This window comes from Pedobacter sp. ASV1-7 (genome assembly GCF_040203335.1).
Classification (GTDB): Bacteria; Bacteroidota; Bacteroidia; order Sphingobacteriales; family Sphingobacteriaceae; genus Pedobacter.
Genome location: NZ_JBEHBV010000001.1, coordinates 160,898 through 180,538, shown reverse-complemented (window position 1 = coordinate 180,538; position 19,641 = coordinate 160,898). Strand labels below are relative to the sequence as shown.

At 36.9% G+C, this 19,641-nt stretch carries 22 protein-coding genes; 6 read left to right on the top strand and 16 right to left on the bottom strand.

The annotated features are described in order from the left end of the window. Positions 1–51: 51 nt before the first annotated feature. From htpG to ABDJ41_RS00830, 3 genes are all read right to left on the bottom strand, one after another. Entirely contained in the window at positions 52–1,941 is a 1,890-nt protein-coding gene (gene htpG, locus ABDJ41_RS00840; RefSeq protein WP_349783836.1) for a molecular chaperone HtpG, read from the bottom strand. Positions 1,942–2,110: 169 nt separating this feature from the next. Continuing rightward, positions 2,111–3,184 carry a class I SAM-dependent methyltransferase gene (locus ABDJ41_RS00835; protein ID WP_349783835.1) on the bottom strand — a complete coding sequence of 358 codons (1,074 nt, stop codon included), beginning with the start codon at positions 3,182–3,184 and terminating at the stop codon, positions 2,111–2,113. A gap of 96 nt (positions 3,185–3,280) precedes the next feature. Continuing rightward, a complete protein-coding gene (locus ABDJ41_RS00830) occupies positions 3,281–4,135 on the bottom strand; it encodes a helix-turn-helix domain-containing protein (protein WP_349783834.1) in 855 nt (284 codons plus the stop codon). Between the two features lie 66 nt (positions 4,136–4,201). Here ABDJ41_RS00830 and ABDJ41_RS00825 point away from each other — a divergent pair, with 66 nt between their 5' ends. Together ABDJ41_RS00825 and def are read left to right on the top strand one after the other, a co-directional pair. Then, entirely contained in the window at positions 4,202–5,431 is a 1,230-nt protein-coding gene (locus tag ABDJ41_RS00825) for a M16 family metallopeptidase (protein ID WP_349783833.1), read from the top strand. Positions 5,432–5,449: 18 nt separating this feature from the next. Next, on the top strand, positions 5,450–6,010 hold the full coding sequence (gene def / locus ABDJ41_RS00820) for a peptide deformylase (protein WP_349783832.1): 561 nt from the start codon (positions 5,450–5,452) through the stop codon (positions 6,008–6,010). Here the strand turns inward: def and ABDJ41_RS00815 are convergent. From ABDJ41_RS00815 to ABDJ41_RS00805, 3 genes are read right to left on the bottom strand one after another with little or no spacing between them, the layout of a single operon-like run. Next, positions 6,007–6,645 carry a peptidase associated/transthyretin-like domain-containing protein gene (locus tag ABDJ41_RS00815; protein WP_349783831.1) on the bottom strand — a complete coding sequence of 213 codons (639 nt, stop codon included), beginning with the start codon at positions 6,643–6,645 and terminating at the stop codon, positions 6,007–6,009. The two genes, def and ABDJ41_RS00815, sit on opposite strands and share 4 nt — an antisense overlap. A gap of 55 nt (positions 6,646–6,700) precedes the next feature. Further along, a complete protein-coding gene (locus tag ABDJ41_RS00810) occupies positions 6,701–6,946 on the bottom strand; it encodes a NifU family protein (RefSeq protein WP_349783830.1) in 246 nt (81 codons plus the stop codon). 54 nt (positions 6,947–7,000) lie between these two features. Next, entirely contained in the window at positions 7,001–8,092 is a 1,092-nt protein-coding gene (locus tag ABDJ41_RS00805) for an Mrp/NBP35 family ATP-binding protein (protein ID WP_349783829.1), read from the bottom strand. A 115-nt stretch (positions 8,093–8,207) separates the two neighbouring features. Here ABDJ41_RS00805 and ABDJ41_RS00800 point away from each other — a divergent pair, with 115 nt between their 5' ends. The 3 genes from ABDJ41_RS00800 to ABDJ41_RS00790 are packed head-to-tail and all read left to right on the top strand — an operon-like array spanning position 8,208 to position 11,646. Next, a complete protein-coding gene (locus ABDJ41_RS00800; protein ID WP_349783828.1) occupies positions 8,208–10,364 on the top strand; it encodes a transglycosylase domain-containing protein in 2,157 nt (718 codons plus the stop codon). Positions 10,365–10,373: 9 nt separating this feature from the next. After that, positions 10,374–10,934: a hypoxanthine phosphoribosyltransferase gene (gene hpt / locus ABDJ41_RS00795; RefSeq protein WP_349783827.1), complete on the top strand. Its 561-nt coding sequence runs from the start codon at positions 10,374–10,376 to the stop codon at positions 10,932–10,934. Between the two features lie 52 nt (positions 10,935–10,986). Further along, positions 10,987–11,646: a phosphatidylserine decarboxylase family protein gene (locus tag ABDJ41_RS00790; RefSeq protein ID WP_349783826.1), complete on the top strand. Its 660-nt coding sequence runs from the start codon at positions 10,987–10,989 to the stop codon at positions 11,644–11,646. A gap of 86 nt (positions 11,647–11,732) precedes the next feature. Here ABDJ41_RS00790 and ABDJ41_RS00785 read toward each other — a convergent pair whose 3' ends face one another. The 8 genes from ABDJ41_RS00785 to ABDJ41_RS00750 form a co-directional block, all read right to left on the bottom strand. Then, on the bottom strand, positions 11,733–12,836 hold the full coding sequence (locus tag ABDJ41_RS00785; RefSeq protein WP_349783825.1) for a mechanosensitive ion channel family protein: 1,104 nt from the start codon (positions 12,834–12,836) through the stop codon (positions 11,733–11,735). 7 nt (positions 12,837–12,843) lie between these two features. Then, entirely contained in the window at positions 12,844–14,070 is a 1,227-nt protein-coding gene (locus ABDJ41_RS00780) for a Glu/Leu/Phe/Val dehydrogenase dimerization domain-containing protein (protein WP_349783824.1), read from the bottom strand. A gap of 90 nt (positions 14,071–14,160) precedes the next feature. Then, complete coding sequence (gene rplS / locus ABDJ41_RS00775; RefSeq protein WP_349783823.1) at positions 14,161–14,508, bottom strand: 50S ribosomal protein L19; 348 nt, start codon at positions 14,506–14,508, stop codon at positions 14,161–14,163. A gap of 198 nt (positions 14,509–14,706) precedes the next feature. Next, entirely contained in the window at positions 14,707–14,988 is a 282-nt protein-coding gene (locus ABDJ41_RS00770; RefSeq protein ID WP_349783822.1) for a hypothetical protein, read from the bottom strand. Next, complete coding sequence (locus tag ABDJ41_RS00765) at positions 14,976–15,260, bottom strand: hypothetical protein (RefSeq protein ID WP_349783821.1); 285 nt, start codon at positions 15,258–15,260, stop codon at positions 14,976–14,978. Before ABDJ41_RS00765 ends, ABDJ41_RS00770 begins: the two co-directional genes overlap by 13 nt. Before the next feature lie 146 nt (positions 15,261–15,406). Continuing rightward, positions 15,407–16,084, bottom strand: coding sequence for a tRNA (guanosine(37)-N1)-methyltransferase TrmD (gene trmD, locus ABDJ41_RS00760; RefSeq protein ID WP_349783820.1), 678 nt, complete (start codon positions 16,082–16,084; stop codon positions 15,407–15,409). 14 nt (positions 16,085–16,098) lie between these two features. Continuing rightward, positions 16,099–16,626 (bottom strand): ribosome maturation factor RimM, encoded by a 528-nt coding sequence (gene rimM / locus ABDJ41_RS00755; protein WP_349783819.1) that lies wholly within the window; start codon positions 16,624–16,626, stop codon positions 16,099–16,101. Positions 16,627–16,697: 71 nt separating this feature from the next. Then, complete coding sequence (locus tag ABDJ41_RS00750) at positions 16,698–17,267, bottom strand: 30S ribosomal protein S16 (protein WP_349783818.1); 570 nt, start codon at positions 17,265–17,267, stop codon at positions 16,698–16,700. Between the two features lie 171 nt (positions 17,268–17,438). Between ABDJ41_RS00750 and ABDJ41_RS00745 the strand changes: the two genes are divergently transcribed. Beyond that, positions 17,439–17,762, top strand: coding sequence for a YbjQ family protein (locus tag ABDJ41_RS00745; protein ID WP_349783817.1), 324 nt, complete (start codon positions 17,439–17,441; stop codon positions 17,760–17,762). Positions 17,763–17,806: 44 nt separating this feature from the next. On the opposite strand, the gene pfkA is transcribed toward ABDJ41_RS00745, so the two are convergent. After that, positions 17,807–18,787, bottom strand: a complete 981-nt coding sequence (gene pfkA / locus ABDJ41_RS00740; RefSeq protein ID WP_349783816.1) for a 6-phosphofructokinase — start codon at positions 18,785–18,787, stop codon at positions 17,807–17,809. Between the two features lie 59 nt (positions 18,788–18,846). Continuing rightward, positions 18,847–19,581 carry a biotin--[acetyl-CoA-carboxylase] ligase gene (locus ABDJ41_RS00735; protein ID WP_349783815.1) on the bottom strand — a complete coding sequence of 245 codons (735 nt, stop codon included), beginning with the start codon at positions 19,579–19,581 and terminating at the stop codon, positions 18,847–18,849. Positions 19,582–19,641 lie beyond the last annotated feature (60 nt).

The following is a 19,641-nucleotide window of genomic DNA, read 5'->3' as shown; positions in this document are numbered from 1 at the left end:
GCTTTTCGTCAAGAAAAAATTACCTTCTCAGAGAATGGTTATTTTTTATCCTTAAATCAATTCTACACTTCTGCTAACAAAAGCCGTTAAATCCGCACCAGTAAGCATACCCTGCGCAAGCAATGCCAAATCTACTGCCTGTTTAGCAAGCAAACGTTGCTCATCCTCATTATCAGTAGCAATGATCTTTCCGATCAGCTTATGGTTTCCATTGATTGCCACTTTGTAGCTATCCGGCATATTGCCATAAAAGCCCATTCCACCGCCCATTGCTGCCATATCTTTCATACGACGCATAAACTCATCCATAGTAACCGTAACTGGCAACTCCTCAGGGTTCAGACCTACAATCTCAACCTGATATCCTGGCTTATTAATCGCTTTATCAAATATTTCTGCAACCTTTTTAGACTGATCTTCTGTCAATACCGATTCTACGTTCTCATCCTTATCGATCAGCTTACTCGCAACACTGGAATCAACGCGTTTTAAAGCCGTTTTTTCAAGTTTCTGCTCTAAGTGTTGCACGAAGTGGTTATCTATCGGAGAATCCATTAATAACACGTCGTAATCCTTCTTGTTGGCCGATTGGATAAAACTATCCTGTTTAGCCGGATCGTTTGCATAAATGTAAACTACCTGTCCATTTTTATCCGTTTGGGTACCTTTTACCTTTTCCCGATATTCTTCAAAAGTGAAGTATTCTTTTTTTGTATTCGTTAACAATGCAAAGTCTTTAGCTTTCTCATTGAATTTCTCTTCGCTAACCATACCATACTTCACAAACAGACCAATATCACTCCACTTTTCTTCATAAGCTTTACGGTCTTTGTTGTACAGCTCTTGTAACTTATCCGCTACTTTTTTCGTGATATAGCTATTGATCTTTTTCACATTGCTATCTGCCTGTAAAAAGCTTCTTGAGACGTTTAAAGGAATATCTGGTGAGTCAATTACCCCATGCAATAACATCAGGAACTCAGGAACGATGTCTTTTACCTCATCAGTAATGAACACCTGACGTGAAAATAACTTGATTTTATTGCGTTGCATATCAAAGTCATTCTTCACTTTAGGGAAATACAATACTCCTGTCAAATTAAAAGGATAATCCACATTCAAATGAATCCAGAACAATGGTTCTTCTGAAAAAGGATACAGTTGCTTATAAAATGAAAGATAATCCTCATCTGACAAATCTGCAGGTGCCTTTGTCCAGATAGGGTTTGTAGTATTGATGATATTGTCAACCTCTACGCTTTTAGTTTTAGGCTTTCCTTCCTCATCTTCGCCATCTGGTTCTTGTTCTGTCTTTGTACCAAACTTAATTGGAACAGGTAAAAACTTACCATATTTATCCAAAATCTCTTCAAGTTTATATTTACCTAAAAACTCTTCAGATTCAGCATTTACATGTAAAATAATTTCCGTACCTCTTGTAGTTCTGTTACCTGCAGTAATCTCATATTCAGTACTACCATCACATACCCAACGCGCAGGCTCTGCACCATCCTGGTAAGAAAGTGTTTGGATCTCAACCAAATCAGCAACCATAAATGCAGAATAGAAGCCTAACCCGAATTTACCGATGATTTCATTTGCGTCTTTTGCATCTTTAAATTTCTCAACAAACTCACTAGCTCCTGAGAAAGCAACCTGGTTAATATATTTTTTGATCTCCTCTGCTGTCATTCCCAAACCATTATCTGTAATTGTAATGGTCTTTTTCTCCTCGTCTACAGCAACCTCAACTAATGGATTACCCAGCTCACCGCTATATTGTCCAAGCGCAGCCAGGCGTTTAATTTTTTGTACCGCATCAACGGCATTTGATACAAGCTCTCTTAAAAAGATCTCGTTGTCTGAATACAGGAATTTCTTGATAATCGGGAAAATGTTCTCCGTATGAATGGAAATACTTCCTTTTTCTTCTATGCTCATATATAAACTCATTTTTAAGTACATAACAGCCTTAACAATGGCCATTCCAAACCAAAAATCTTGTCAAATTGACAGTTTCATAAATAAAATATAATGTGTTAAAAATGAAAAAGGACTGCATCTTTTCATGCAATCCTTTTACAACATTTACTTAAATTTCGAGGCCACTCTACTCTTTTATTTCAAAAACTCGGTTAAATGGTGTCTCGGTGACCCTTTTAAAATGTTTAAAGCCGCCATTTTTCACGACCTTTTCCAATTCTTCATCTGCAGCTACAGTACCAAGCGCATACCCTCCGGTAGCCAAAGCATTTGGAGTACAACACAAAACTGATGCTGCAGAATAAACCCTTCCGACAGGATTGAAATTTTCTTCTGTTTTTCTTCCAGCCATTGGCTCAACAGCCATGATTACACCATCTTTTCTAAGCATCTTTTTACAATGTTTCAATACACCTACAGGATCTCCCATATCATGTAAACAATCAAAAAAAGTAATAAAGTCGAACTGTTGACTATTAAAATCTGCAGCTCCAGAGACCTGAAAAGTAACATTTTTCAATTTTTTCTCTTTGCCATGAGTCCTGGCCTTTTTAATAGATGGTTCATGGTTGTCGAATCCAAAGAAGTGTGATTTAGGAAAAGCCTCAGCCATAAGTATGGTTGATACTCCATGACCACATCCTAAATCGGCGACTGCTATCCCAGACTCTAATTTATTTACCATGCCATTAATCGCAGGCAACCAGCTATTCAGTAAATTGCCAAGATACGAAGGTTTAAAAAAGCGTTCTGTTCCATCAAACAAGTCATGATGGTGTTCACCCCATTTCATCCCTCCACCTTTAAGAAAGTTACTTTTTATTCGATCCTCAGCTTTTATTAGCCCATTTATAATTTGAAAGCCCCCTGCTACATAATAAGGACTTTCTTCTTCTGTTAGCGCTACAGCATGTTCATCCGGAAGCATATATTTCCTGGCTTTTGCATCATACTCAATATATCCCCCCGCGGCCTGATTAATTAGCCATTCACGGACATATCGTTCACTTGTACCCGTACGATCTGCCACTTCTTCACTCGTCAGTGGACCTGCATATGCCATAGCTTTATAAAGTCCCAATTGGTCTCCTATAAAAGCAAGAGAAACACCTAATGCACCCCCAAAATCAGTAATTACCCTACCAAGAAAATCTTCAACTTTCTGAACGTTAATTTCACTTGATACCATAGTATTATTCATGACTTTTAGATATTAAGTTTACAATCAATTAACTATACAAAATTAGGAGAAATTACAGCCAATAGCTTGTAGATAAGTCGGCATTTCATGTATAGATCAGCGTTTCTTCTGAAGCTCATGAGGTGTATATCCCGTATGTTGTTTTATAAAATGACTAAAATGAGCCTGATCTGAAAAGTTAAGCATGTATGCAATTTCTGTAATACTTTTTTCTGTTGAACTTAACAACATCTTTGATTCCAGCAATAACATGTCCCTAATAACTTCTCTTGGCGATTTATCCATAATTCTTTTTACAACTTCCGACAAATACTTAGTTGTAATATTTAGCATCATTGCATATTTGTTGACTGCTCTGATTTGGATAAAATTCTTCTCTACCAAATGCTTAAAACGGTTTGCCAGATTCAATCCTCTTAGTGCATTTCCCTTCCTATTCTTTGTAAACGGTCCGAAAATTGCCCTTATTCGTATTAAAAGAATATGAATAAAACTGCGTAAAAGGGCTTCCTGCTCAGGAGAGGAATGATGATATTCACGAATAATATCTTTAAAACATCTTTGCAATAATATACTTTGCTGCGTGGTTATATTTATAATATGCTCAGCTTCAAGATCAAAAAAAGAAAAATCATCGGAGATAGCCTTGTTAAGCAACGGCTGAATAAACTCAGTTTTGAAATGGACGTAATATCCTCTGCATTTGTTCAGGTTTAATGAGGAATAAGCAAAATCTTCCGGTATCACAACCAGATCATTTGCCTTTAACCAACGATAATCTGTTCCAAAATGAGCATCATGACTTCCCTCGAGTAATAAATAAATAAAATTAAACTGTCGACGAATAGCCCCGACTCCATACTTGGATGTCAGATTATGCTGCATATCTTCAAGAAGGCCAGGTATCACCATCCTATCAATATCACAGCTACCACTTTTAGCCTTATCCATTTGATTATTCCCCTTTCCGGATGACCTAATCAAATTTAGCTATTTCTTCTGTACCTTTGCCCATTAATGGAATACAATGTTCATACTTTGCCTAATGGCATCCGATTACTTCATGTACCTTCAGCATCTGCAATATCACATGCCTGTATCATTATAAATAGTGGTTCCAGAGATGAGAAATCAGAACAATCCGGCCTTGCTCATTTTATAGAGCATCTGGTATTTAAACGTACAGAGAAACGTAACACCAATCAGATCTTAAACAGATTAGAAAGTGTAGGTGCAGACTTAAATGCCTATACAACTAAAGAATACACTTGCATTCATGCGTCTTTCCTAAACCCATATCTTGATAGAACATTAGAATTGTTCAATGATATTATATTTCATTCTACCTTCCCCGAAGATGAGTTAGAAAAGGAAAAGAGTGTTATACTAGATGAAATCGCTTCGTATTTAGACCAACCTGAAGAAGCCATTTACGATGATTTTGAAGATCTTGTTTTTGCTGGACACCCATTGGGCAGAAACATCTTAGGTACTACAGAAAGTGTAAATAAGCTCAACAAAAAAGATATAAAAGAATTTATTAAGGAAAACTATCATACAGATAAAATTGTAATTGCAGTATTAGGGAATTACGCTTTAAACAAAGTGGTAAGAATTGGCTCTAAGCACTATGCAGAAATTCCTGCAAACCTGCATATCCAAACCAGAGTTGCTCCTTCTTTGGTTCCTGCAGTAACCCAGACTTTTCAAAAACCTATTCAACAAGCCCACGCCATAATGGGTGCACAAGCTTATTCCTTGCACCACCCTTATAAAACAGGGCTTTTACTATTAAACAACTTACTTGGTGGTACCGGAATGAGTTCTATATTGAACTTACAAATCCGTGAAAAGTATGGAATTGCCTATACGATCGAAACAGGTTATAGTCCATTAAGTGACACCGGAATTTTTAGCCTTTACTTTGGAACAGACAAAGAAAAAGTAGCCCGAGCATGGTCGCTTATTCTAAAAGAATTTAAAAAAATTAAAGACAATCCACTATCCGAAGTTCAACTTCAAAAGGCAAAAAACAAGTTTATCGGTCAAATTGCATTAGGTGAGGAAAACCGCATCGGGCTGATTGTTGCCATGGCTAAAAGCCTGATTGATTACGATAATATTGATTCCTTAGAAACTGTATTTAAAAAGATTCAGGATGTCAGCACTACTGATATGGCAAATATTGCGAACGAAATATTAGATGAAAGTAATCTTACGTCCCTAACTTTTTATCCTTTAGGGTAAAGTTTGTATTTTTGTACCATGAAATTACCCATTATAGCCTACGGAGATCCAGTCCTTAAAAAAGTTTGTACACCTATTGAGGAGAACTACCCAGATCTGAAACAACTGATCAGCAACATGTTCGACACGATGTACAATGCACATGGCGTTGGCTTAGCTGCTCCCCAGGTAGGGTTACCTATACGCTTATTTATTGTTGATACAGGTGCAGACGAAGATGACAAAGATAAATTCAAGAAGGTATTTATCAATGCAGAAATCATTGAGGAAACAGGTGAAGAATGGGCTTTCAATGAAGGCTGCTTAAGTATTCCAGATATCAGGGAAGACGTTATGCGTAAGCCTAACATACGCATTAGATACTATGATGAAAACTGGGTACAACATGAAGAAGCAGTTACAGGAATGCCAGCACGTGTTATACAGCATGAATACGATCATATCGAAGGAAAACTATTTACAGATACATTAAGCCTGTTGCGCAAAAGAATGCTCAAAAGCAAACTGGAAGCAATTTCTAAAGGAAACGTTAAGGCTGATTATAAGATGCGTTTTCCGCAGCAGAACAGGAAGCGTTAGTTACTTTCGCTTCTTGCTTTATCTCCTTTAAATATAGACTGCATCAGTTTGCCCCATGCAAAAGGATTTAATAACGGATTGGTTTGAACCATGTTCTTGTTTAAAGCACGATCGTGGTTTAACCTATTATTGATGCTTTGAATCTCTCCTCCATCCCTTGGAAGGGTCATGATTAAACCACTAAGACTTGAAGGAGAAAGGTTCCTTGCTGCAATTACATAATCATCATCTGCAATCTTCATTGACATAAAATCTCTGGTAAACTCTTCCACTGTAGCCCATGGATAAACACGCACAGTGGGCAGATTTATTATTTCCGCTTTCATTTTAATCATCGCAGTATATTTGCTATCATTAATCTGTGAGGGAATAGCCAGCAATAAGTCCTTATAACCAATAGCTGAATACAATATTGTATCTCCGGGATGAGCAATAAAGGAGAAATAACCTTTATAATTAGCAGCATAACGCTGCTCTTTATTCGTTAAGTTTGTCACCGTAACATAAGGCACCACCGTATTACTATCCACATCGGTAATAATCCCTGTAAATTGAATCAAAGGTTTCTCTCCTGTATTTTGTGCAAATACAGAGGAAGCAAAAAGAAACAATATAAAGGTTAATGCATACTTCATGTTACAAAAATAGCTGTTATAAATAAAACGGCTAGTTAAATTGTGTTAAATCATTTTAAACCGGCTCAGCAAGGTTAATTGCTTCAACCGCAGTAATTTCAGGTACGGCCTTAAGAATAGCCTGCTCAATTCCTGCTTTCATGGTCATAAAACTCATTTTGCAAGATCCACAGTTCCCCAATAATTTCAATCTAACTACATTTTCCGCCGTAATCTCTTCTATAGCAACATCCCCACCATCGGCGATTAAATATGGTCGGATAGTTTCTAATGCCTGCTCTACTTGTTCTGTTAAATTCATTTTCGGTAAATTAAAATATAAAAATAGTGATTTTTTTCCTCATTTAACAGCTTTTCAAACTGTCAAAGAAAGATCGCCCGTTGTTTGAGCATTATTTATAGCAATTTGTTGGGCTACTTTACCTGCAATTTCAGCAAAAGAAATCGCCACTTTATTTGTACGATCCAATGCTGCCGGTACCCCTTTATCACCTCCTTCACCAATACTCTGTACAATTGGGATCTCTCCAAGGAAAGGCACAGAAAACGACTTTGCAAGCTCTTTACCGCCGTCTTTCCCAAAAATGTAATACTTATTTTCAGGCAACTCTTCAGGAGTAAAATAAGCCATATTTTCTATTACTCCCAAAACAGGAATGTTAATCCCCGGCATCCTGAACATAGACAACCCTTTGCGCGTATCAGCCAAAGCAACTTGTTGTGGAGTTGTTACAATCACAGCACCAGCAATCGGAAAGCTTTGGGTAATTGTGATATGAATATCACCAGTGCCCGGCGGAAGGTCTACAATAAGATAATCAAGCTCACCCCAATCTGCATCATTGAAAAGCTGCTTTACAGCATTTGAAGCCATTGGCCCACGCCATGGTACGGCCTGATCTGGATCCGCAAAAAAACCAAGTGAAAGTAATTTAATGCCATATTTTTCAATAGGCATAATCAAAGTTTTACCGTCTTCAGTTTCCCTCGCCGAGGGTTTTGCTCCAACCAGGTCAAACATAATCGGTACTGAAGGCCCATAAATATCTGCATCTATCAATCCAACTTTCGCACCGTCGGCAGCGAGTGTAATCGCCAGGTTACTGGCAACCGTAGATTTGCCTACACCGCCTTTCCCTGAAGAGACCAGAACAATATTCCTGATAGCTTTCAGTTGGGTTGTATCCATCGGCTTAGTCACTCTTGAAGTAATATTGATATCTATTTCGGCCTCCTGACTCACAAAATGCTTAACAGCATTCATACATGCATTTTTCAGCATATCTTTCATCGGACAGGCAGGAGTAGTCAATTCCAGAGTAAAACTTACTTGTTTTCCGGATATTTTTAAATCTTTGATCATGTTCAAAGTCACTAGATCTTTTTTAAGGTCAGGGTCCTCAACATTTCGCAAAGCTGCTAAAACTTGTTCTGGGCTAATAATCATTAGCCAAATTTAACAAAAGACCACCACAATAAATTTTAAATGCCCCTTTTTATTGTAATTTTAACACGAAATAAACATTTGAGTTTAACGTTAGCAATAAAATCTATTTTATAGCATGCATCTTCCTAAAATAAACATCCCTAAAAAGTACATTAAAGCCGGAGCGTGGGTATTGGGGATATTTCTTCTTTTGCTGACCATTACCGGCATTATTGCCTATAATAAGAGGGAAGCCCTCTTGAAAAAAATGATGGCTAAAGCCATAAATAAAGCAGATAAGGATTACGGACTGGAAGTGAAAATTGCTGAATATGGGTTTAACGGACTTAGCACCGTTCACATGAAAAACGTCTCTGTAGTCCCTAAAGATAGAGATACGCTTAGTACAATCTCTGACATGACTATTGGTGTTAAACTGTTTCCTTTAATTTTTGGTGATGTTAAACTATCAAAGATAGATTTACACACAGGAAAGTTAAATATTGTTTTCCGTGATACCCTAAGCAACCTGGATTTTTTCCTGAAAAGGAAAAAGAAGGATGATACGGAAAAGAAAACAAAAGCAGATCTATCTAATCTTGCACATGACCTGCTCAACCAGGTGTTGTATAAGATTCCTGACAATATGACTATTAAAGATTTTTTGTTGAATATAAATGATAATGACACAGCAAAACTTACTTTCCTAACGACTCGAGCGACTATTGATGATGGCGAATTAAATTCAACCATTTTAGTGAACGACAGGGAGTCGACCTGGCATGTCAATGGGATTGTCAAACCCGGAAAGAAACAAATGGACATTATGCTTTTTGCAGATAATAAAAAAGTAGAGCTTCCTTATCTAGAAAGAAAGTTACGTGCAAAATTTAGTTTCGATACAGTACGGACAGAAATGAAAAATGCAGATTATAGTGGTAATGATTTTAAAATATCGGGCTCCTGGTCAATTAAAAACTTATTGATCAATCATCCAAAAATCGCCTCTAATGATATCGTAATTGCTGATGCTAAAATTGATGCAGATATGCTGATTGGGAAAAATTATGTTGCATTGGATAGTACGTCTACGATATTTCTAAAGAAAGCTGCAATTCATCCCTATTTGAAATATACAATCTCACCTAATAAAATTTATGAGGTCAAACTTCATGCACCAGAACAAGATGCACAAGAGATTTTGAGCGCATTTCCACAGGGGCTGTTCGAATCACTCGATGGCATGCAGGTGAAAGGAAAAATCCGCTACGACCTTAATTTTTACCTTGATAGTTCCTTGCCTGATAGTGTAAAGTTTACTTCTGCACTTACGCCAACAAATTTTAAAATCCTAAAATGGGGCAAAACAGACCTGCAAAAAATAAATAAAGATTTTATTTACACTCCATATGAAAGAGGTAAGCCAATGCGTGATATTTTAATTGGCCCTGCTAACCCAAACTACGTTTCGCTTTCTGAGGTATCAAGCAATTTTAAAAATGCCATTCTCACTTCCGAAGACCCCTCGTTCTTTAGTCATAAAGGATTTGTACAGGAATCAATCAGAAAATCCATTGCAGTAAATTTTAAGGCAAAGAAATTTGTTCGGGGCGGCAGTACCATTTCTATGCAGCTGGTAAAAAATATCTTCCTGAGCCGACAAAAAACACTTTCCCGTAAAGCTGAAGAAATTCTAATAGTATGGTTAATAGAAAATAACAATTTAGTTAGCAAAAACCGTATGCTGGAAGTGTATTTCAATATCATCGAAATGGGCCAGAATATTTACGGAATTGGAGAGGCAACAAGATATTACTTTGGCAAACGACCTTCCGACCTTAATATTGGAGAAGGTATCTTCCTGGCCAATATCGTTCCCAGACCTAAAATTGCTTTATACAAATTTAAAGATGATGGAGGCCTTAAAGACTACCTTTATCCTTACTTTAAATTTATTGGAAAGATTATGGCAGGTAGAGGCCTGACCCCTGTAGACAGCAATGGTTACGGCTTTTATAATGTTCATTTACGCGAAGGCTTAAGGAAATACATATTACCAGACTCCACCAGCATTGATACCAATGAATTAGATAGTGATGACCCACTACCTGCTATCGAAACCCAGGATGCCTCAAAAAACTTATTCGACCGGCTATTTGGCCGCCATAAAAAAGACACCACCAACGTGCACCCCGCTAAAGCAGATACAACCAAATCAAGAAAGGAATTGAGGCAAGAGCGTAGGGAGCAACGAAAAAAAGAAAAAGAGCAGGAGAAAAACCCTCCGTTTTAGCATTAAAGTATGACCAATCAAATTCAAATAGAGGATAAGACCTTTGAAATCCTTTTAGAAAAGCACAATATTAGTAAGCGTACGCGACTAATCGGCATACAAATGAATGTGGACTATGAGAACAAGTGCCCCATATTTATTGGCGTGTTAAATGGCAGCTTTCTCTTCATGGCAGACCTATTAAGAGAAATCGAGATCCCCTGCGAAATTGGCTTTATAAAAGTGTCGTCCTATGAAGGAACCGCTAGCAAAGGAATCGTTAAACAAGCTTTCGGCCTTCCAGGCAACCTTCACAACCGTGATGTAATTATTGTAGAAGACATTGTAGATACAGGCCTGACACTTAATTATGTCCTGGATGAGGTACGTAAGCAAGGTCCTGCATCAATAAAAGCCTGCACACTATTATTAAAACCAGAAGCCCTGATTGCTCCAATAAAAGAACTGGAATATACCGCTTTTGAAATCCCTAATGAGTTTGTAGTAGGCTATGGTTTGGACTATGATGGACTTGGAAGAAACCTCAAAGATATCTACCGGGAAAAAACTGTTCCCTCTCATTTACTATAAATGTAGTTTTTTTTTCACAATTTTGTTGCAAATAAATATTTAAGCAATACCAATGACCATACACAAAGAAGGTTACACCACCATCGCATTATCAGTTCTATTTATTTTTATCCTGAATGCATTTATTGATTACAGATATGCAGACATAACCTGGTTAAAGTGGTTAATCTATATCCTCTCATTCGCATTATTCATTATTGTACTTCAATTTTTCAGAAACCCTTCACGCACTTTTACCAATGGGGAAAACCTGGTAATCTGCCCGGCAGATGGTAAAGTTGTGGTTATTGAAGAAACTGAAGAAGGGGAATACTTTAAAGACAAAAGACTACAGGTATCTATATTCATGTCGCCAGTAAATGTGCATATCAATAGAAACCCCATTTCTGGCGTAGTTAAATTTTTCAAATATCACCCTGGAAAATATTTAGCTGCCTGGAATCCAAAATCATCAACCGAAAACGAAAGAACAACAGTAGTTGTTGAACATAAAAATGGAACTCCTGTTTTATTCAGACAAATTGCTGGAGCATTGGCCAGGAGAATAGTATGGTATGTGAAAGAAGGTGATCAAGTAGAACAAACCAAAGAATTTGGATTTATCAAATTCGGCTCCAGAGTCGACATCTTTTTGCCTGTGGGCACCAAGGTTAACCTAGAGCTTAATCAGATCGTAAAAGGCGGGATTACCGTGCTAGCGGAGCTTTCGTAAGATACAACCAAAATCCTATATAAAAAGGCTGGTAAAAATAATTTACCAGCCTTTTTTAATGCGTTAATATTCTTCTGATCTAGAATTTAATGATCCGAAATTGATCTTTGTGTTGGATAAGCAAAGTCAGACCTGTACATTTTGACGATTTCAATCAGCTTGAAATTGATCTCTTCCTTTATCCTTACATATTTATTAAAGTCCATGTTATTTACCAGGTAAACCACCTGAATATTTAAAGCAGAATCTCCAAAGCTATCAAATGTAGCATAACCATCCTTTGTATCTGGATGAGCCGTCAGGAAGTCTCCTATAGCTTTAATGATCTTTTTAATATCAGCACTATCAGTTTCATAAACAATTCCAACATGAAAGTTTACCCTTCTATAGTTCCTTAATGTAACGTTTTCAAGTACACCATCAATCATTGCCCTATTTGGGATAACAATCGTTGTTTTATCCGGACTAATCAGCCAAGTACTTCTGAAACCGACCTTTTCAATTGTCCCTTCTATACCATCCACCTTTACCACATCGCCAACAGTAAATGGTTTATCCAAGAATATTGTAAATGAACCAATTAGATTTTCCAGACTCTCCTTTGCAGCAAGCGCAATTGCAATACCACCAATGCCCAGACCAGTAATCAATGTCAATACATTTACCTCGAAAACAAATCCAAGCAGTACAAAAAAACCTAAAAAACAGATTAATGTTTTAGTTAATTCCTTTAAAAAAGGTACCAATTGATCATCAGCTTTATTATTCGTAATTGAAGCTTTATGCTTAAGTACAAAAGCTATAAAATCTATAATCCTTAAGATGATCCAGAAAATAGAAAGAATAATTAGGAACAGAAAGATCTTATCCAAAAAATCACCAATAGTTACGGCCGCTTTCGTTTTAGACCTATGCCATAATACATGATTCAGCGGATGAGTCAGATTGTTAATTGCAATGTATATCGTACAAAATGTAATAAACGACTCTATCGGCTTTATAAGCAAAGAAACAAATGTTTCCCCTCTTATGTCTTCTGCAAACTTTTTAAAAACCTTAAAAAGAGCAAGACTAAAAAACCTGGAAACTAATCTTTTGAACAGCAGTCCAAGTAAAATAACTACAACAAAAATGCAATATTGCTTAATGGTATTACCCCAGAAAATTTGTTCAAAAAATTGATTATCCACTTTATATCTATATTAATTGTTTCAACGCAATTTCGAATGCTGTTTTGGAAAGCTGTGTTTTCGCATCAGATTCATCATATACCGCTTTCATAGCAGTAAAAATCACATTAGAAGCATCTGTAAAAATAGCATCATCACTCATTTCTACATTCTTTTGCATCAAATAAGCAAAAACCCTTGCCATACCACAATTCGCAATAAAATCAGGAATTACAGCAACATGGTCATCAACATGCTCCATAATACTTCCAAAGAAGATTTCCTTATCTGCAAAAGGAACATTCGCACCGCATGCAATCACCTCCAGCCCGCCAGCAATCAACTGGTCAACTTCAGCTTGTTGTACAAGCCTTGATGCCGCTGCAGGAACAAATATTTCAGCTCCTACATTCCATATCTGCTTACTCGCTTCTTCAAATGAAATAAGGTCCGAAGAAACCAGGGTATTGCCAGCCCTGTTGTTGAACAACTCTAAGATTTCTTCTTTACTAAATCCATCTGTCTTAATTAAACCTCCAACACGGTCTATAATACCAACAATTTTCACACCATTTTGTGCCAGATAATAACCAGCAGCAGCGGCAACATTTCCCCAGCCTTGAATAACAGCTCTCTTACCAGATAATTCACCTCCCCAGATGCCGTAAAAATGTGCTATTGATGCAGCGACACCAAAGCCTGTAATCATATCAGCAACTTTGTATTTTCTTTTTACATCCGGAGTATAATTTAAATCTTCAAGTACTTTTGATACACCATAACGCAATTGTCCAATCTGATGGATCCGTTCATTCTCCCTGGCATGATAATGACCATTAATTACACCTTCCTGAGGATGCCATAAGCCATAATTCTCCGTAATAGGAATAACTTCATGAATCTCATCAATATTCAAATCTCCACCTGTGCCATAGTAGTTTTTCAACAGAGGCATTACTGCCTTATACCAACGCTCTAGTACTTCTTTCTTTCTTGGATCAGCAGGATCAAAGTTTATTCCTGATTTTGCACCTCCTATAGGCGGACCAGATACTGTAAACTTAACCTCCATCGTTTTTGCTAAAGATTCTACTTCTCTTTTATCCAAACCTTTACGCATCCTGGTTCCACCTCCGGCGGCGCCACCACGAAGAGAGTTGATCACTACCCAGCCTTCAGCCTCAGATTCCTTGTCTTTCCATTCAAAAACAATTTCAGGACGCTTCTCCTCAAATTTTTTTAACAGTTCTTTCATTATATATTTAAGTTAGTTGGCGCAAATATATACAAACAAAAAAACCTCACCGACATGATCGGTGAGGTTATATATCTTTTGTTAAAAAAATTAAATTCTTTTAGATTTGATACGAGCGGCTTTACCAGTTAATTCGCGCAAATAGAATAGTTTTGCTCTGCGAACCTTACCATGGCTGTTCACTTCGATTTTAGCGATATTAGGAGAGTTAATAGGGAATATACGCTCTACACCTACGCCGTTAGACATTTTACGAACGGTAAACGTTTCGCTTGCACCAACACTATTACGTTGTAATACTACGCCTTGGTAAATTTGAATACGTTCTTTATTACCTTCGCGAATTTTATAGTGAACACTCACTGTATCTCCTGATTTGAAGGCAGGAAACTCATTTTTTGCGATTACCTGCTCTTCAACAAATTTTACTAAATCCATGATTTTAAGCTATTAAGCCGACTTTTTGTTGTTTGAAAATCGGACTGCAATATTAGGAAATATATTTTAAAAATAAAAGCCTTTTTTATTTTTTTCCACATTCTTTGACATTTCCACAATTCAAAATAAAAGACATCTTCAATCAATTTTATTAAAAAAATAACATATAGGCCTAAAAAAGCCATATTGCGCTTACTATTAACCTTGATCTTCGTAAATTAATGTTTTTAATTTTTTTCCCGTGATCACAGAATTCTCTAATCCCCCTCTTTTCATACTAAATAGAATTTCCATTTTTCTCACGATCTCATAAGGAATGTCAGTTGCGGAACCAAGCTTAATACTCCGGTAATTATGAAAAGTATTCAAAGAGATATCCAACTCTTTTGGTATAATCCTCCTTGCAGCAGAATACTCGTAAACATTTAAACCATATAAGTATTCATTTATCCTATATTTATACTTATTTATCTGGTCCATTCTTCCTGTTGTAAAAGCTCAGTTAATGTTTTACACTTTAACTCTTTATTAATCAGACCTCCCGCCTTCAGATCAAATAACTTCTCAAATAGAATCACCTTTTCATGCGGAATGTCCTGAATATCATTAATCAGGATATTTCTGTAATTATGAAAGGTATTGGTAGAAACCCCTAAAACACCAGGAATAATTTTTACAGCCTCCCTATATAATGGGACAGGCAATCGTAACAAAAAATCATTGATCTTATACTTTCTAGCTTTATTATGCATAAAATGTTCTCGTTAGTTCACACTATGTTTTTTAGTGTGAACTTACTAAAAACAAACTCAATAACCAAAATATTTTATAAAAATAAGCGCAAAAAACTAAAAATACTTAGTGAATTTTGCTAAATATTTTACATCAATTATTCCGATTAATCTTCCAGAAGATCCGGTCTGCGATTTTGAGTGCGGATTACCGCCTGTTCATGTCGCCATTCATTTATTTTAGCTTCATGTCCACTCAGCAAAACATCTGGAACTTTATGACCTCTCCAATCAGCAGGCCTTGTATAAACTGGAGCATCGAGCAATCCCCCTTGAAAACTATCAGACAAAGCAGATGTTTCATCATTTAGCACCCCTGGAATTAAACGTATTATTGCATCAACAAGTACTGCAGCAGGCAATTCTCCCCCTGACAAAACATAATCACCAATGGAGATCTCACGTGTAACAAACAGATCACGAATCCGCTGATCAATGCCCTTATAATGCCCACACAGAATTATAATATTTCCTTTACCAGAAAGCTCATTTGCAATAGTCTGATTGAACGTTTCTCCATCAGGACTCATAAAGATCACTTCATCATACTCACGCTCTTGCTTAAGCGCTTCGATACAGCGAGCAAACGGATCAATAGACATCACCATGCCACTTCCACCTCCATAAGGATAGTCGTCTACACTTTTTTGCTTATTTGTAGCATAATCTCTTAAATTATGAACAACAATTTCAGCAATTCCTTTCTTTTGAGCCCGCTGGAGTATAGAGTGAGCAAATGGACTAACCAATAGATCAGGTAAAACAGATATAATGTCGAAACGCATTTTGTAAAGTTATATTAATTTGACAGATATATATCCAATAAGCCTTCGGGTAAATCGACCAGCAAAGTTTCTTCATCTTCGTCAATCTCCACAATCATATCTTCGTTTAAAGGAAACATAACTTCAGTTCCTTTATATAATACTGTAGCAACAAATTGTTGAGGGTATTCATTCACATCAATGATTTCACCTAACTCTCCCTGCGTTTCATCCGAAACAGTAAAGCCTTTTAAATCAAAGTAATGGAATTCATCATCAGAACGGTCTGGCATTTTAGTTAATGGCAGATAAATCTTCTTTTTAACTAATACCTGTGCTTTATCTATATGATCAACGTCATCGAAATAAAGATTTCCTGTGTTGTTGTTTTGCAGCTTGCAGGCCGACACAAAAAACGGCACCATTTTACCATTTATCTCAGCAAAAACCACATCCAAATCCAGCAACTCCGGCTCATCATATTCAAAAAATAACTGAACCTCTCCTTTTAACCCTTTTGTTTTGGTTATATACCCTATGTAAAACGCTTCTTCTTGTATCATATACTTTAAATAAAAATAGCGAAGAAATTCATAAGAATGAATCCTTCGCTATCCAGTCAGCATAAAAAATACTATGCTTCTTCTTTGTTTTCTTCAGCAGCAGGAGCAGCTTCTTCAGTAGCAACCTCAGCAGCAGGAGCCTCATCAGCCACTTCTTCTTCAGCTACAACTTCTTCAACTACAGGTGCATTTTTAATTGCAAGAGCAGCAGCACGATCAGCATTTTTCTTAGCTTCAGCAGCTAAAGCCGCTTTTTTAACTTCTTCTTTCGATTTAGTTAAGCCATCTTTTTTACCTTCGATACGACCTTCTTTTGCACTTAACCACTCAGCGAATTTAACTTCAGCCTGTTCAGCAGTTAATGCTCCTTTTTTAACACCACCTTCTAAGTGTTTTTTGTATAAAACACCTTTGTAAGAAAGAATAGCACGACAAGTATCCGTAGGCTCAGCACCTTTGTTTACCCAGTCTAAAGTTTTGTCAAAATTAATTTCGATAGTTGCAGGATTGGTGTTTGGGTTGTAAGAACCTAAACGCTCAATAAATTTACCATCTCTTGGTGAACGGGAATCCGCTACCACTACGTGGAAAAAAGGTTTCCCTTTTTTACCGAATCTTTGCAATCTGATTTTAGTTGCCATTTCTTCTTTTTGTTTATGTATTCAACATAGTTCCCGGAGCTCCATGCTTGCGGGGATGCAAAAGTAAGTAAAATACTAATGATTAACAAGATGCAGCAATTTAAAAATCTTTTTCCCTAAATTGAGTGTAACATTAAATCACTAAGGACGTCAAAATTAAAAAGAATCACTATGCTAATTACAACAACAAATGCCATTGAAGGTAAAAAAGTAGTTAAATATATCGGCCTTGTCAGTGGGGAAACCATAATAGGCGCAAACATATTCAAAGACCTGTTCGCAGGTATCCGCGATATAGTAGGTGGAAGATCCGGTTCTTATGAACAAGTATTAAGAGAAGGAAAACAAACCGCGGTTAATGAAATGCAACAGCATGCAGCAGCACTGGGCGCCAATGCTATTATTGGTGTGGACCTGGATTATGAAACCGTAGGTAGCGGTGGAAGTATGTTAATGGTTGCAGCAACCGGTACGGCTGTAATCATAGAAGATTAAAAAAGAGAATAAATATAAGAGGGTGCCTTTTGACACCCTCTTTGTTATAAAGATAAAATCTCAACCAGTTTTAACCAGGCCGGACTCACTTCCTGTGCATCAATATGCTTTATAGCATGATCAAATGGAGTAAATACTAATTCTCTGTTTACTTGTCCAATCATCACGCCAGAGTGACCGCTAACCAATCCTTCAACAGCTGCAACCCCTAAACGACTAGCTAATACCCGATCCATACAGCTTGGTCTTCCACCACGCTGAATATGACCCAGAATAGAAACCCTGATATCATAATTAGGAAATCTCTTTTTTAAAACCTCTCCAACATTGAATGCACCCATTTCATCTCCTTCAGCAACAACAATAATTTTTGAAGCCTTATCCTTACGCCCGTTCTCCAACCGGTTAATTAAGCCATCAACTCCAATATTTGTTTCGGGAATAAGAATTGCTTCAGCACCTACTCCTATTCCACTTCTTAATGCAATCAGACCTGAATCCCTTCCCATCACTTCAACGATAAATAAACGATCGTGAGATTCTGCAGTATCTCTGATTTTATCAACAGCATTAATAACAGTATTGATCGCCGTATCGTAGCCAATTGTAAAATCTGTACCCTGCAAGTCATTATCTATAGTGCCCGGTAACCCTACAATTGGGAAATTAAACTCAGTAGAAAAAAGATTTGCACCAGTAAAAGTACCATCACCACCAATTACTATTAATCCATCTATATTATGTTTCAACAATTGCTGATAAGCCTGCTCTCTTCCTTCCGGAGTACGGAAAGCATCACTACGTGCAGTTTTTAAGATTGTTCCTCCACGCTGAATAATATTGGCAACCGACTTACGGTCCATATCAATGAAATCACCATGAACCAACCCTTCGAATCCTCTTAAAACTCCTGTAACTTTTAAGTCGTAGTAAATTGCCGCTCTAACAACTGCCCTAATGGCAGCATTCATTCCGGGAGCATCACCCCCTGAAGTTAATACTCCAATATTTTTAATCTTGTTCATTTATTTTAAAGACGATTTAAGCTTCTTGAATTACAAGGCCGTGAAAATAGTTATAATCTTTATATGTTGTTCAAAAATTCCACTTCTTTAAAATTATATTGCTTTTCAATGCCATTGCTTTTGATGACCAGTAACCCTCCGGGGGCAATGGCAGTAATTACCCCTTCAAAGATTCTGTTCTCATGCTGGTAAAGTCCATTTTCATTAAATCTGTATAAGCCTTTAAGGTAATTTTCCTGTAAAAGATTAAAGCCTCCAGATTTTAATTTTAGGTACTGACTCTCAACATGGCTACATATTTCTTTTAAAAGCTCCATTAAATTAACATCCCGTTGTAAAATTTTGCAGACAGAAGTAGCTCTGTTTTTGAGTGCTGGTTCAAAAATTAACTGGTTTACATTGATTCCGATCCCAATAATACTTGCTTTAAAATTAACTCCAGACAATATATTTTCTATTAAAATTCCACCAGTCTTTTGCTGATCATAATACAGATCATTAGGCCATTTCACTTTTAACAAAGGACCTAAAAATACCCTTAATGCATCTCTAATCCCTACGCTTACAGCCATATTGAGCATAAACTGATCCTTTATCTGCAAGAATGTGGGACATAAATATATGCTAAAAGTAAGGTTCATTCCGGGCTCTGTATACCATGTGTTGTCCTGTTGCCCTCTACCGGCAAACTGATAGTCTGCCATAATAACAGTCCCTTCGGGTAATGGCTCGGAATTTGACACCCTATCCTTTAAAAAGTTATTGGTAGAATCAACCTCAGATAATCTAATCAAATTTTGACCAACAAATAATGTTGAAAAAGTGTTATTTTGCAAGTTGATTGTATATTTGTT

Excerpts from the sequence above, each read along its gene's own strand:
- htpG (WP_349783836.1), bottom strand. The coding sequence starts at position 1,941 with ATGAGCATAGAAGAAAAAGGAAGTATTTCCATTCATACGGAGAACATT.
- ABDJ41_RS00835 (WP_349783835.1), bottom strand. The coding sequence starts at position 3,184 with ATGAATAATACTATGGTATCAAGTGAAATTAACGTTCAGAAAGTTGAA.
- ABDJ41_RS00830 (WP_349783834.1), bottom strand. The coding sequence starts at position 4,135 with ATGGATAAGGCTAAAAGTGGTAGCTGTGATATTGATAGGATGGTGATA.
- ABDJ41_RS00825 (WP_349783833.1), top strand. The coding sequence starts at position 4,202 with ATGGAATACAATGTTCATACTTTGCCTAATGGCATCCGATTACTTCAT.
- def (WP_349783832.1), top strand. The coding sequence starts at position 5,450 with ATGAAATTACCCATTATAGCCTACGGAGATCCAGTCCTTAAAAAAGTT.
- ABDJ41_RS00815 (WP_349783831.1), bottom strand. The coding sequence starts at position 6,645 with ATGAAGTATGCATTAACCTTTATATTGTTTCTTTTTGCTTCCTCTGTA.
- ABDJ41_RS00810 (WP_349783830.1), bottom strand. The coding sequence starts at position 6,946 with ATGAATTTAACAGAACAAGTAGAGCAGGCATTAGAAACTATCCGACCA.
- ABDJ41_RS00805 (WP_349783829.1), bottom strand. The coding sequence starts at position 8,092 with ATGATTATTAGCCCAGAACAAGTTTTAGCAGCTTTGCGAAATGTTGAG.
- ABDJ41_RS00800 (WP_349783828.1), top strand. The coding sequence starts at position 8,208 with ATGCATCTTCCTAAAATAAACATCCCTAAAAAGTACATTAAAGCCGGA.
- hpt (WP_349783827.1), top strand. The coding sequence starts at position 10,374 with ATGACCAATCAAATTCAAATAGAGGATAAGACCTTTGAAATCCTTTTA.
- ABDJ41_RS00790 (WP_349783826.1), top strand. The coding sequence starts at position 10,987 with ATGACCATACACAAAGAAGGTTACACCACCATCGCATTATCAGTTCTA.
- ABDJ41_RS00780 (WP_349783824.1), bottom strand. The coding sequence starts at position 14,070 with ATGAAAGAACTGTTAAAAAAATTTGAGGAGAAGCGTCCTGAAATTGTT.
- rplS (WP_349783823.1), bottom strand. The coding sequence starts at position 14,508 with ATGGATTTAGTAAAATTTGTTGAAGAGCAGGTAATCGCAAAAAATGAG.
- ABDJ41_RS00770 (WP_349783822.1), bottom strand. The coding sequence starts at position 14,988 with ATGGACCAGATAAATAAGTATAAATATAGGATAAATGAATACTTATAT.
- ABDJ41_RS00765 (WP_349783821.1), bottom strand. The coding sequence starts at position 15,260 with ATGCATAATAAAGCTAGAAAGTATAAGATCAATGATTTTTTGTTACGA.
- trmD (WP_349783820.1), bottom strand. The coding sequence starts at position 16,084 with ATGCGTTTCGACATTATATCTGTTTTACCTGATCTATTGGTTAGTCCA.
- rimM (WP_349783819.1), bottom strand. The coding sequence starts at position 16,626 with ATGATACAAGAAGAAGCGTTTTACATAGGGTATATAACCAAAACAAAA.
- ABDJ41_RS00750 (WP_349783818.1), bottom strand. The coding sequence starts at position 17,267 with ATGGCAACTAAAATCAGATTGCAAAGATTCGGTAAAAAAGGGAAACCT.
- ABDJ41_RS00745 (WP_349783817.1), top strand. The coding sequence starts at position 17,439 with ATGCTAATTACAACAACAAATGCCATTGAAGGTAAAAAAGTAGTTAAA.
- pfkA (WP_349783816.1), bottom strand. The coding sequence starts at position 18,787 with ATGAACAAGATTAAAAATATTGGAGTATTAACTTCAGGGGGTGATGCT.